We start from the raw sequence: 12,708 nt of genomic DNA on the forward strand, positions 1-12,708 counted from the left end.
AGCTCGGAATGACGAAAAACGCTATTCTTTCAAACAGAAAAACTCATTAGCAAACATTACCACCAACCCGAAGAGATCTCTCCTATCGTCGAGATGACGAGAAAAACCATTAATTCCCGCCACCGCTTTTCCCGCTTTTCACATCATCATTTTCAATGCCACGCTTTTTCTGCGCAATACCACCTTTCAGTTCCCCGAATTTGTACGTAAACGCAATTCCTACGCGGCGAATAACAAACTCCGACTCCTGGCGCTGAAAGAAATGCGGATCGTTAATTTCGTTTATCCAGCGGCGCGTTCTTTGAAAAGGGTTATTTACCGCCAGGCTTATCGTGGCTTTATCATCTTTCAGGAAAGTTTTGCCGAATGTGAAACCGGAATGGAAATAACCGCCCGAACGCCCCTGTAATTGCACCGAACGCGAAGAAAAACCTAGGTTCCCGTTCAGTTTCCAGTTCTTTTCGAATTTGTAGCCGGCGTAAGCAAACGTGCTCATTGTAAAACCATCGTTGGTTACTTTTTTGCCTTGCACCGAACCGGTCAGATACACGTAATTTACCACGGTATTCAGGTTCAGGTTCAGCTTTTTGGTCAGGTTTAAGTTGCCGTTTAAGCTTATTCCTACATTCTGCTGTTTGCCAATATTATCGTAAGTAGTAATGGAAGTATCGCCGCGCAAAGTGGTAAATTCCTGGATAGCGTTGTTGGTAAAATTGTAGAACAGGCTGGAATTAAGCGACGAATTTTTAACAAAAGCACTGTGCGCCAATTCAAAAGCATGGCTCACCGTGGCATCGAGTTCCGGGTTACCGAAAGAGATATTCTTGGGATCGATGCGGTTTACGTAAGGGTTCAGATACCACAAGCCCGGCCGTTCGAGACGCTGGGTATAGCTTAGTTTCATATCCTGCATTTCTTTCAGTTTCCGCGAAATGGCTACCGACGGGATCAGGTTGAAATAATCCTGTTGGGCAACCGTTTCGGAAGTTTTGAAAGTGGCATCGATTTTCGTTTCTTCCAGCCTCGCTCCCAGCCGCATACCCCAGTCGTTCTTTTTCAGGCTCACGGAAGAATAGCCGGCGTAAATATCCTGGCGGTAATCGAAATCGTTGCTCTGGCTGGGATCAATTTCAAACTGGCCGGTATTTTCGTTGAGCAGCGCATAAAAATAAGTGCTGTTGTTCAGGCGCGTAATGGTTTTCAAACCCATTTCCCAGGTATTTTTCCCGAAAGGCTGCACGTAATCGGCCTGAATAGTATGCTCGGTTTCGTCGTTTTCGTTTTCAGTTTTGCTGGTATTGGCTACGTAATTGAGCTCCGGGATATAAGAAAAATCGGTGGAATTGCCGTAACCGTTATTGCTGCGTTTGTAAGAAAGCGTAAAAACCTGCTCTGCGTGCTTCCGGAAACTGCGCTGATAATCGAAACTGAGATCGTGGCCCTGCCAGAAATTGCTCCCGGCTTCACTGCGAATATATTGCTGCAACGGCCTGCCCAGGGAATCGGAAGAAAGCACGTTTTGCACCGAATTATTATCGTTGTTGCCTTTATACATGCTCAGGCTGCCCGTAAATAAATTCAGGGAATCGAGCTCGAAACTTACCTGCGCATTGCCGTAACGGTTGCGGCCATCGCCTTTGCCGGTGCCATTTTGCGTTAATTGCGCCCCGTTGGTTTCGCGCCTTAAATACTGGTGCTGGTTTTCCGGCGACCACCAGGAATTGCTGCCGCCAGAACCTGAAAAGCCGAATTTCCCGGTTTTCACAGTTACATAAGCGTTGCCGTTATAAGAAGTAGGTGTGCGCAAACCAGCACTCAAAGAACCGTTGTAACCGCCCGGATTATTCTTATTGGTAATAATATTAATGATGCCTCCCACGCCTTCGGCTTCGTATTTAGCTGGCGGATTGGTAATTACTTCGATCTTTTTTATGGAACTGGCTGGCATGCTTTTCAGCACATCTTTCGGGTTTTGTACAAAAAGCGCCGAGGTTTTGCCGTTTATTAAAACCCGGTAACTGCCGCTGCCTTTCAGTTGAATATTATCGTCGGCATCTACGGTTACCATGGGTACTTTCCGGAGCATATCCAGTACCGTTTCGGTTTTGCTTTCGGGGTCGGCTTCTACATCGTAACTAATTTTGTCAATATCCTGCGTAACCAACATTTTCTGAGTGGTAATTTCCACTTCTTTCAGCTGGCGGGCATCGGGTTGCAGTTTTATAGCCGGAAGCTGTACCGTTTGGTTGGCGGCAGTAAGATTTTCAACTTGAATAATTTCCGGCTTGAAACCCACGTAAGAGATCATCACTTCGTAAGGCTTAAAAGCTAAACCGGAAAACTGAAAAGCGCCTTTTTCGTCGGTATAAGTGCTTTTGAGGAACGTAGTCTGGTTGGTTTCGCGTAGGCTTACGGTTACAAAACTGAGCGGCGTGGTTTTTACCGAATCAGCAACCTGGCCTTTAATTATGCCGGAAGCGGTTTGCGAAATTGCCGGAAAGGAAACCACCAGCAGTGCCAGCAGCAAATAAAAGTATTTCATAGTTCGGGTAAAAAAAGGCTGATTTTCCGGCTTGCGTAATTTCGAAAAAGCAAAGGTACAACAAATAACAACCTGCTACTTCAGAATCCTGCATACGGACTTTTTTAACGCGGGAACCTACCGTTTTTGTATGTTGAAACGATAAAAAGCTACGCTGAAAGTTGGCCAGACAAAGCACTTTTTCGACCCAAAACCATAGCGTTTTTACCCGCAACTTCTTCCAAGACAAATTCAAAACCCAAAACCCTATGGTTTTTCCATAAAAAAGTCAATAAAAGCAGGAAACAAACAAAACCGGTTTTTCAGAAGCAAAATATTAACCCGAAAGTTTAAGCATTCTACCAAAAAAGAGCTATCTTTAAAGTCCGATATAGCGTTTGGGGATGAAGGTTTTTACAACACAGCCGTTTCAGGCAGTTTATTCGCTTTTTGAGCACGAGTATTTAGGTTATTTATTCGAGTCTTTTGTTGTTCAGATAAATTCCCGCAACCATCTTACTTTACAGCATCAAAACATTTCGGTTAAAAACGCCGATGAATTCGCCTCGCGCCTCGATGCGCTGGATTTTAAACTCATTCCGCTTATCGACCAGATCCAGCAGGATGCAGTTTACAAACGCTTCTGCGCGAAGAAAATGACCTTAACGGATTTCTTCCTCAAAACCTTCGATCCGGAAAAAGGCGACAAAGACCTGCAGGAAAATATTAAAAGCTACGTGGAAACCCGTATGGCTAAAATTCTGGCTTTGCTGACTGAAAAACGCGTTTTTATAATGGGCAAAGACGGCGAACCGACCTGGAAAGAAATTAAAATGGCCGGCGAAAAAGCTACCGTTCTGTTCCATTTCCGGAGAAACGAAGAAAATACGCACTATTTCCCTACCATAAAACACAACGGCCAGAAACTTGATTTTCAGTATAAAGATGCTGCTTTAATTTGTAACGAACCGGCCTGGCTCCTGCTCGAAGACAAACTCTATAGCTTTGAAAAAGAAGTAGATGGCAAAAAATTACAGCCATTCCTGCGCAAAAATTTCATTGTGATTCCGCGCAAAGTTGAAGAAACGTATTTCACCAAATTTGTGGCGCCGCTGGTAGAATCTTTTGATGTGTATGCGAAAGGTTTTGAAATAAAATCGGAACGCTACGAACCGCAGCCACATTTAACGTTTTCCGAAGTGAATTCCGGCATTCCGGCCAAAGATATGTTCCAGAGCAGAAACGGGGCCGATAGAAATGCGGTGCAGGAGAAAATTCTGTTCAATTTGGCTTTTCAGTACGGAAAGTATACCGTTTTGAACCACGAAGCCAAACGCATCAGCGTGAACATCGAGAAAACCCAGGATTCTTACATTTTCCACCGCCTGATCCGCGATGTAAACCACGAAAAGGAATTCCTGAAAAAACTCTCTGATCGCGAACTGGAAGTAAAAAACGGCAAAGCAGTTTTAGATAAATCTTTGGCTTTCAGCTGGCTGAACCAGCACGCGCAGGAACTTGAAAAACAAGGCTTTATTATAGAACAAGCCCATTCGCAGACGAACAAAAATTACTTTATCGGTGAAATTTCGCTGAACGTGGGCATTACCGAAAACAACGACTGGTTCGATATTTACGGCACCGTGCGTTTCGGCGATTTTGAGATTCCGTTCATCAAGCTGCGGCCGTATATTCTGAACCGCAAAAACGAATACCGCCTGCCGAACGGCCAGATTGCCATCATTCCGGATGAGTGGTTTACGCAGTATATTGAGCTTTTTGCATTCTCGGATGGCGAAGAAGAACTCACGATCAAGAAACACCACCTCGCTTTAATTACCGATCTGCAGAATGGCAACCTGGCAACTGTAACCATGACCCGGAAGCTGGAAAAACTGCGCGAATTCGAAGAAATTGAAGATAAACCGCTGCCGGCCGGCTTTAAAGGCACTTTGCGTCCGTATCAGAAAGCGGGTTATAACTGGCTGCATTTCGTAAAAGATTACAAGTTTGGTGGTTGCCTGGCGGATGATATGGGCCTTGGAAAAACCGTACAAACGCTGGCCATGCTGCAACACCGCAAAGAAAACGGCGCCGATTCGGCTACGCTTTTGGTCATGCCAACTTCGCTTATTTACAACTGGCTGAACGAAGCGCAAAAGTTTACGCCGCACCTCCGCATTTTGAATTACACCGGCACCTACCGCGAAAAAACGGTTTCCATTTTCAAGCATTACGATGTGATCCTGACTTCGTACGGCATTGTGCGCCTGGATACCGAATTGCTGAAAAAATACTATTTCGATTATATCATTCTCGATGAATCGCAGGCCATAAAAAACCCGAATTCCAACACTTCGCTTTCCGTTCGGGAATTGAAATCGCGGCACCGCTTGATCTTAACAGGCACGCCGGTGGAAAACAGCACGATGGACCTTTGGAGCCAGATGAGTTTCATTAATCCGGGGCTGTTGGGTTCGCAGAATTTCTTCCGCAACGAGTTTTTAAAACCGATCGAGAAAGACAAGGACGAAGTAAAAACAAAAAAACTGCACGCGCTAATCAAGCCATTCATTTTGCGCAGGCATAAAAGTCAGGTTGCCACCGAACTTCCGGCTAAAGTAGAGCACACCACCTACTGTCAGATGACCGAAGAACAGGAACAGGCGTACGAAGAAACCAAGAGCTATTATCGCAATAAAATTCTGAAAAGCATTGAAGAGCACGGCGCGAATAAAAGTCAGTTCATGCTCTTGCAGGGCCTCATGAAATTGCGCCAAATTGCGAACCACCCCGGCATGGCCAACCCCGAATACGAAGGCGAAAGCGGCAAACTTAAAGAAGTAATCCGGATGACGCGGAACGTAGTAGCAAAAGGCCATAAAGTTTTAATTTTCAGCCAGTTTGTAAAGCATTTAGAACTCGTACGCCAAGCGCTGAACGAAAAAAAGATTTCTTATACCTACCTGGATGGCAACACCAAAGACCGGCAGGCGCAGGTAGATCGTTTTCAGAAAGACACGTCTATTCAGGTATTTTTAATTTCGCTGAAAGCGGGTGGCGTAGGGTTAAATTTAACCGCCGCAGATTACGTGTTCATTCTGGACCCGTGGTGGAACCCGGCAGTAGAAGCGCAAGCCGTGGACCGCGCGCACAGAATTGGTCAGCAGAATACGGTTTTCACTTATAAATTCATCGCGAAAAATACCGTAGAAGAAAAGATCCTGGCGCTGCAAAACAAGAAAATTCAGCTCGTAACCGATCTTATTTCTACCGATGAAACCGTGATCAAGAGTTTGACGAAGGAAGATATCGAGAATCTGCTTTCTTAAATAACTGAATAAAAGCAAAAGTAGCGTAGGCATTAAAACCAGCGCTACTTTCGCTACCGATAAAATCCTCTAAATAAAAAAGCCGCATTTCAGCGGCTTTTTTGGCTTCAAACCATAGCGTTTTCTACTTCACAAAACTTGTAATTGCCGGCACCAATTCTTTAGCCAGCGGCAGATCAGGGTTCGCATAAGTGGCAATGTTTTGCACCGGATCGGCGGGAGCGTTTTTCAGCACGTGGTTCATATTATCGATCACAAGCAATTTGGCATCGGGTTTCGCTTTTGCCAGCAACTGCGCTTCACTTACCGGCACCTGCAAGTCAGATTTTCCCTGGATAATAAGCGTTTTGGCTTTCAGTTTTTTCAGGTCCTTGGCGGGCTTATACTTCATCCAAGAAATTAAATACGGCTGCACACTCGGGCGGAAAAGCGCTTCGAGATAAGGACTGTAATTTTTTACCTGCTTCCCTTGCTGCAATTCCGTTACAATTTTCTGCACTTCGGTTTTCACCATGTCGGGTTGTTTTTCGACCTGCATTAAAAGGATGGAATCTGCCGAATTTGCGGCTCCGGCAATAGAAACGAACGCCGCCGGATTGGTTGCTAAAGCAGCTTCCAGACCGATCAGCGAACCTTCGGAATGGCCAATTACTACCACTTTATTAAAGCGTTTATCTTTCTGCAACAAGCGAATCCATTCGGCTGCATCGTTAATATAATTTTCGAAACGGAGGTCAGTTTCAGCTTTTCCGGCTGCCTGGCTGGCAGCAATGCCGCGTTTATCGTAACGCACCGTAGCAATGCCGTTGGCAGCAAGTCCTTCGGCCAGCATTTTCAGCGAATTATTGACCATTTGCGCATTATTGCCGTTACGGTCGGTCGGGCCGGAACCACTGATGATCAGCGCAACCGTTGCACCTTTTTTCTGCGCCGCAACGTCCTCCATGAGCGAACCATGAAGTACGCCGTCGGAAGTTTTCAGGGAGATGTCGCTTTCTTTGAATTTTGCAGCCTGCGCCAACACATTGGTAAAGATCGCGCCGCTGAGCATAACAGATAGAATAAGTTTTTTCATAGCTTCATTTATATATAGTAAACTTAAGGAATTTTGCGTTTAAAACGGCATGTAACTGCGTATAAATTAAGCCTGTAGTTAAATAAAACGTACTGATTACGGAATTTTCAAAACCTAAATTCATTTTTTCGGTTGAAGAAAGATGCGCGGAAACGCTATGTTTTCGGCACTAAAAACTACGAACCACCTATGAAAACAGCAGCAGTGATCGGATCCGGCGTGGCAGGATTGGCTACGGCTATCCGGCTGGCGCTGCAAAATTTTGAAGTAACGGTTTTTGAAGCGAACAGCACGTTTGGCGGCAAAATGACGGAGTTCAGCATGGATGGTTTCCGGTTCGACAAAGGCCCTTCGCTGTTTACCATGCCGCATTTGGTGGACGATCTTTTTTATGCTGCCGGCCGCCGGCCAACCGATTATTTCCGCTATCAGATCCTGGATATTATCACCAAATATCATTTTGCCGACGGCACGCAACTGCATGCTTACCGCGATCATCATAAATTTCAGGAGGAAGTGGAGCAAACGCTAGGCATTCCGAAAAAAAAAGTAAGATGGTTTCTGAAACGCAGCGCACATTTATACAACGCTACTTCGGCAACGTTTCTGCACAAATCTTTGCACAAACTTTCTACTTATTTCAGCCCCGATATTTTTAAAGCCATAGCAGCCACCCCGCGTCTGGGTTTGAGCAAAAACATGCACCAGACCAACGAAGAGGATTTTCAGGATTCCCGTTTTGTGCAGTTACTCGACCGTTTTGCTACTTACAATGGTTCGGACCCGTATCAGGCACCGGCTACGCTTAACATCATTCCACATTTAGAGCATAATATCGGCGCTTTTTACCCCGAAAACGGTATCTTTTCCATTGCTAAAAGTCTGCATAAACTGGCCGGAGAATTGGGCGTAAAATTCCATTTCAACGAAAAAGCCGAAGAAATAACGCTATGCGAAGACCGCAAAAAAGTGACGGGTTTGCGCACCGTTAAAGCAACATATACCTTCGATGCCGTGGTGAGCAATATGGATGTGGTGCCGACCTATCGGAAACTTCTGCCAACCCTGAAAGCGCCCGAAAAAACCTTAAACCAACCGCGTTCGAGTTCAGCACTTATTTTTTACTGGGGCATAAACCGTACGTTTCCGGAGCTGCACCTGCACAACATTTTCTTCAGTCAGGATTATAAGCAGGAATTCGAGCATATCTTTAAACACAAAACCATTCACCACGACCCGACCGTTTACGTGAATATTAGCAGCAAATTTACGCCCACAGATGCGCCCGAAAACGCCGAAAACTGGTTTGTAATGGTAAATGTGCCGCACAACGAAGGTCAGGATTGGGATAAACTGATTGCCGAAACCCGCGAAAACGTATTCAAAAAACTAAACAAACATTTAAAGACAGACCTGCAAAATCACCTGACATGCGAAAAAACCTGGGACCCGCGCGGCATCGAGCTCGAAACCGGTTCGGTGGGCGGCGCTTTGTACGGCAGCAGTTCCAATAATGCCATGGCAGCTTTTTTGCGGCACCCTAATTTTAAGCGACAGGTAAAAGGGTTATATTTTTGCGGCGGCAGCGTACACCCCGGCGGCGGCATTCCGCTGTGTTTGTTAAGCGCCAAAATTGTAAGCGACCTCGTAAAAAATGATTACCGCTGAAACCCTGAAAACCGTTTCCTCTTCCCGACTTTTTACCGACAAAAAGCTAGCGTTTTCGGCGGCCGTGTTGGTTATTTTTCATGCGGTAGGTTTCTGGGGCCTGGTTTTTAGCGGCACCCCGGAAACGTATCAGAATTTAACGCCGCTCAATTTGCTGCTCACCAATTTCCTGCTTTTCCTGCACCATAAAAACTTTAATGCGGCCTTCTTTTTATTTGCGCTGATTACCTTTGCTGCTGGTTTTCTGGCCGAAGTGCTGGGCGTGCATACCGGTTTGCTTTTCGGGAATTATGTTTATGGCGAAGCGCTGGGTTTTAAACTCTGGGAAGTGCCTTTGCTCATTGGCCTGAACTGGGTAATGCTGGTTTACTGCATTGGCATAACGGTACGGAATTGGACTGAAAAACCCTGGCTGGCAGCCATCATTTCGGCGCTACTTATGGTTTTGCTCGATTATTTTATTGAACCCGTAGCCGTGCGTTTCGATTTCTGGAGCTGGCAAAACAACGAAATTCCGTTGCAGAATTATGCGGGCTGGCTACTACTGGCGTTGATTTTGCAACTTTATTTCCAGCGAAGCAACGTTCCCAAAACCAATGCTGTGGCGCCGCTGGTGTTCCTGTTACAAGCTGTGTTTTTTATTGCACTAAATATAACACTTCAATAACTTTTCCAATTTTTACGCACTTATAAAGCAACGCAGTATTCCTATTCCGTTTTTTTCGTGTAGATTTATGAAAAATATGCTCGCAAGGCATGGATGTGAGAACGGAAATATTAGACAAAGCAATTACCTGGTTTTATCAGAATGGCGTTAAAGACCTGACTGAGAGCCGTATTTGCGACCACTTACAACTTAGCGAACAAACTTTTCCTCAAATTTTCCGCGACAAGGAAGACTTGGTGCGCCAGGCCGTGGAATACAGCCTGAATGCTACCGATGTTTTTCCGACCGAAATAATGGCGGCCGCGCAAAACCCGGTTGAAGAAATAATCCTGATGTTTAAAAGCTGCGCCGACCAGGTGAAAGACGTGCATCCGGGCTTTTTTATTCAGATCCAATACCTTTACCCAGCTGCCTGGAACACCTACCAGCGCCACCTGCAGATCAATTATTATTACCAGTTCTACGATCTGCTCAACGAAGGCATCCGTCAGAAACTTTTCCGGCACGATATTAACCTCGAGATCGTTACCAAAGTGCTTATCGAGCAGCTGAACGTAATGCACAACACGCATTTGTTCCCAAAGCACCGTTACAACATGGGCGAAGTTTTTCGCAATATTTTCCTGAATTACCTGCGCGGAATTTGCACCGAAACCGGTGGACAAATTGCCGATGCGTTTTTCTCGGACAATACTTTTTAAGCTTTTTACCCTACCTTTTCATGTTTCCTGCGTAGAGAAACCTGTTATTCCGCTGCTGTATTTTCTTTAAAAATTGCATTCCGCAGGTGTCCAACTTGGCTTTTCAGCCTGAAAATTATAAATTTACAATCCGGCTTCTGCTTTATTCCATATTTTAATGGAAGTCCGGACAAATTAAGCACGCATGAACACGACGGTAAAAGATACGATCTTAGGCGAAACCATTATTCTTTTCCAGCAGGAAGGCATTGAAGCATTTTCGGAAGATGAGCTGCGGCAAAAACTCGATATTTCGCAGGCTACTTTTAACGAACTGTTTTCGAGCAAAGCCAACCTGGTGCGCCAAACGCTGCTTTTTGATATTGAGAAGCAGCAAAAGTATCAGAAAGAACTGGTAAAAGATGCCAAAAGCGCCATCGAAGAGATCCTGCTTATGATCCAGAACGGCATTAAAAACATGAAAGCCACTAATCCGGCATATATTCTGGATCTGCAGCAGCATTATCCGGAAGTCTGGCAAATTGCCCTGGATCACCTCAACACGCATTCTTACCACCAGATCTACGACATTCTGAACCGTGGTGTGCAAGGCGGCGAATTCCGGAAAGATCTGAACCTGCAATTGGTAACCAAAATTATGCTCGAAATGGTTGGCTTACTGCTAAACCCGCAGGTATTTCCGCCAGAACGCTATAGTTTATCGGAGGTTTACCGCAGCATTTACCTTTATTACATTCGCGGCATCTGCACCGAAAACGGCGCTAAAAATGCCGATAATTTCTTTGCCAAATACAGCGTTTAGTTTTTATTGAGCGAATTTCTGAAGGATTGCATGAAAGAATAATTCCAGAATTCAGTTTTAAGTAAACATACAAAAGCCGCCCTGAAGTTAATTCCGGGCGGCTTTCCTGTTTAAAACGCTATGGTTTCGGGCTTAAAAAGTCAGGCAAAAATTTATACGCTGAATTTTTCAGCCATTTTCTGCTGCAGGATCTCCTGCACCTCCGGCTTTTCAAAATCAGCTTCGGTCTTGATATACTTCATCAGCTTTTTCATGATCTTTTCCTGTTTCTGCCCGTTTTTCATTGCTTTTGCATACGGAATATCCGGGCTGAAAGTAACCATGGTGTAAAGCGGGATCCACTGCTCCGGATACATGGCGTTGATCTTGCCTTCTATCTTTTTCTGCAGCAAAAACTGCGGATCGGCTACTTTATCGCGCATTTCCACAAAGTTAAGCACTGCTAAGTCGGCAATGGCATCGGCGTTTGGTTTGCGCGAGGTTTCGAATGCTTTGAAAATGGTTTCCCAATCATTGTCGTGGGCTTCCATAAGCTGGTTCAGCACGGTGCAATCTTCAAAACCGGCGTTCATTCCCTGTCCATAAAAAGGAACCACTGCGTGCGCCGCATCGCCAATTAACGCTACTTTATCCTGGTACGTCCACGGGAAACATTTTACGGTTACCAGCGTGCCGGTTGGGTTGCCGAAATAATCTTCCAGCAAAGTAGGCATTAACGGTAAAGCATCCGGAAAAACTTCTGAGAAGAATTTCGTTACATCGGCTTCGGTTTTTAAAGCGCTGAAAGAATGTTCGCCTTCGTAAGGGAAAAACATGGTGCAGGTAAAACTGCCGTCCAGGTTTGGCAAGGCAATCATCATGTATTGGCCGCGCGGCCAGATGTGCAGGGCATTTTTTTCGAGCTGCCACGTTCCGTTTTCGCCGGGCGCAATGGTCAGTTCCTTGTAGCCATATTCCAGGTAACTCTGCGAATATTCGAAACGCTCGGTTTTCTGCAAAACGCTCCGAACAGCCGAAAATGCACCATCGGCCCCAAAAACACGTTCGGCCTGCACTTTGGTATCTTCGTTGGTTTGCGGATTATGGAATTCTAAAGTATTGGTTTTGAGGTCGAGATTGGTGAGTTGTTGGTTGAAATGCAGGTTAATGTTCGGGTTTTCTTCCGCCAGGTCCATCAGTTTCATATTCAGGCCGCCTCGCGAAACCGAATAAATGCCCTGCCCTTCTTTGCCATACGGCTGGCTGGTTAAATTGCCTTTCACATCGTGCATTACGCGCTTATACATCGGAATGCCTACTTTCCGGATATCGTCGCCGATGCCAATGCCTTCCAGCGCGCGCCAGCCACGGTCGCTGAGAGCCAGGTTTATAGAACGTCCGCCACCAATATCAGCTTTGCGCATATCCGGGCGGCGTTCGAAAATAGTAACTTTATTGCCTTTTTTAGCGAGGTAAAGCGCCAGCAGCGAGCCGACCAGGCCGGCGCCTACTATAGTGGCGTTTGGTTGAGATTCACGCATACCTTATCCTTCTGAAATGAATTAAAATCGGGTTCAGGAAGTAAAGGTAAAAAGATTCAGGTTTTTTGAAACAGGAAATCCGTAAATTGAAGTGAAACCACCTTATTACTTTACGAGCGGCGTAGCCAGCGCAATATGCACAGGGGTTTTATTGACTTTAGCGCAGCATGTATTTTTGGTCTGCCGGCAAAGTTCAAAAGACCACTGGTTCAGTTTCTTTAAAGACGTATTGGCCGCGTCGGGCATCTGGATCTGCAGGAATAAAAATATGCTCAAGCCAGCTTTCAGCAATAAATGCTTCTGATTTTTCGGAGTAGTTTTTACAATTCTGGCCATAGCACTCGGGTTTACTTTTGAGAGAATCAGGGTAAAAACAGCACAATTAAAATTGGCTTTCTGTTTTTACTTTACTAAAGCTACAA

At 45.3% G+C, this 12,708-nt stretch carries 9 protein-coding genes; 5 read left to right on the forward strand and 4 right to left on the reverse strand.

From position 1 onward, the window contains the following. Positions 1-109 precede the first annotated feature (109 nt). Complete coding sequence (locus tag ACFPIB_RS09170) at positions 110-2,542, reverse strand: TonB-dependent receptor domain-containing protein (RefSeq protein WP_378017143.1); 2,433 nt, start codon at positions 2,540-2,542, stop codon at positions 110-112. Between the two features lie 383 nt (positions 2,543-2,925). Between ACFPIB_RS09170 and ACFPIB_RS09175 the strand changes: the two genes are divergently transcribed. Next, positions 2,926-5,853 (forward strand): DEAD/DEAH box helicase, encoded by a 2,928-nt coding sequence (locus ACFPIB_RS09175; RefSeq protein ID WP_378017144.1) that lies wholly within the window; start codon positions 2,926-2,928, stop codon positions 5,851-5,853. Between the two features lie 124 nt (positions 5,854-5,977). On the opposite strand, the gene ACFPIB_RS09180 is transcribed toward ACFPIB_RS09175, so the two are convergent. After that, a complete protein-coding gene (locus ACFPIB_RS09180; RefSeq protein WP_378017145.1) occupies positions 5,978-6,928 on the reverse strand; it encodes an alpha/beta hydrolase in 951 nt (316 codons plus the stop codon). 189 nt (positions 6,929-7,117) lie between these two features. Between ACFPIB_RS09180 and crtD the strand changes: the two genes are divergently transcribed. The 4 genes from crtD to ACFPIB_RS09200 all read left to right on the forward strand — a co-directional run bounded on the left by crtD (position 7,118) and on the right by ACFPIB_RS09200 (position 10,766). After that, positions 7,118-8,596, forward strand: a complete 1,479-nt coding sequence (gene crtD / locus ACFPIB_RS09185; RefSeq protein ID WP_378017146.1) for a 1-hydroxycarotenoid 3,4-desaturase CrtD — start codon at positions 7,118-7,120, stop codon at positions 8,594-8,596. Continuing rightward, the gene (locus ACFPIB_RS09190; protein ID WP_378017147.1) at positions 8,583-9,263 is read left to right on the forward strand and encodes a carotenoid biosynthesis protein; all 681 of its coding nucleotides are present in this window, start codon (positions 8,583-8,585) and stop codon (positions 9,261-9,263) included. The genes crtD and ACFPIB_RS09190 overlap by 14 nt, the downstream gene beginning before the upstream one ends. Positions 9,264-9,352: 89 nt before the next feature. After that, positions 9,353-9,964: a TetR/AcrR family transcriptional regulator gene (locus tag ACFPIB_RS09195; protein ID WP_378017148.1), complete on the forward strand. Its 612-nt coding sequence runs from the start codon at positions 9,353-9,355 to the stop codon at positions 9,962-9,964. Positions 9,965-10,148: 184 nt separating this feature from the next. Beyond that, the gene (locus ACFPIB_RS09200; protein ID WP_378017149.1) at positions 10,149-10,766 is read left to right on the forward strand and encodes a TetR/AcrR family transcriptional regulator; all 618 of its coding nucleotides are present in this window, start codon (positions 10,149-10,151) and stop codon (positions 10,764-10,766) included. Between the two features lie 152 nt (positions 10,767-10,918). Here ACFPIB_RS09200 and ACFPIB_RS09205 read toward each other — a convergent pair whose 3' ends face one another. After that, on the reverse strand, positions 10,919-12,286 hold the full coding sequence (locus ACFPIB_RS09205; protein WP_378017150.1) for an FAD-dependent oxidoreductase: 1,368 nt from the start codon (positions 12,284-12,286) through the stop codon (positions 10,919-10,921). 105 nt (positions 12,287-12,391) lie between these two features. Then, the gene (locus tag ACFPIB_RS09210; protein ID WP_378017151.1) at positions 12,392-12,622 is read right to left on the reverse strand and encodes a hypothetical protein; all 231 of its coding nucleotides are present in this window, start codon (positions 12,620-12,622) and stop codon (positions 12,392-12,394) included. Between the last annotated feature and the right edge of the window lie 86 nt (positions 12,623-12,708).

This window comes from Adhaeribacter terreus, from assembly GCF_042657365.1.
GTDB lineage: Bacteria > Bacteroidota > Bacteroidia > Cytophagales > Hymenobacteraceae > Adhaeribacter_A > Adhaeribacter_A terreus.

Bases quoted from the DNA above. Each gene is read 5' to 3' on its own strand.
- crtD (WP_378017146.1), top strand. From the start codon at position 7,118: ATGAAAACAGCAGCAGTGATCGGATCCGGCGTGGCAGGATTGGCTACG.
- ACFPIB_RS09210 (WP_378017151.1), bottom strand. From the start codon at position 12,622: ATGGCCAGAATTGTAAAAACTACTCCGAAAAATCAGAAGCATTTATTG.
- ACFPIB_RS09195 (WP_378017148.1), top strand. From the start codon at position 9,353: ATGGATGTGAGAACGGAAATATTAGACAAAGCAATTACCTGGTTTTAT.
- ACFPIB_RS09180 (WP_378017145.1), bottom strand. From the start codon at position 6,928: ATGAAAAAACTTATTCTATCTGTTATGCTCAGCGGCGCGATCTTTACC.
- ACFPIB_RS09200 (WP_378017149.1), top strand. From the start codon at position 10,149: ATGAACACGACGGTAAAAGATACGATCTTAGGCGAAACCATTATTCTT.
- ACFPIB_RS09190 (WP_378017147.1), top strand. From the start codon at position 8,583: ATGATTACCGCTGAAACCCTGAAAACCGTTTCCTCTTCCCGACTTTTT.
- ACFPIB_RS09205 (WP_378017150.1), bottom strand. From the start codon at position 12,286: ATGCGTGAATCTCAACCAAACGCCACTATAGTAGGCGCCGGCCTGGTC.
- ACFPIB_RS09170 (WP_378017143.1), bottom strand. From the start codon at position 2,542: ATGAAATACTTTTATTTGCTGCTGGCACTGCTGGTGGTTTCCTTTCCG.
- ACFPIB_RS09175 (WP_378017144.1), top strand. From the start codon at position 2,926: ATGAAGGTTTTTACAACACAGCCGTTTCAGGCAGTTTATTCGCTTTTT.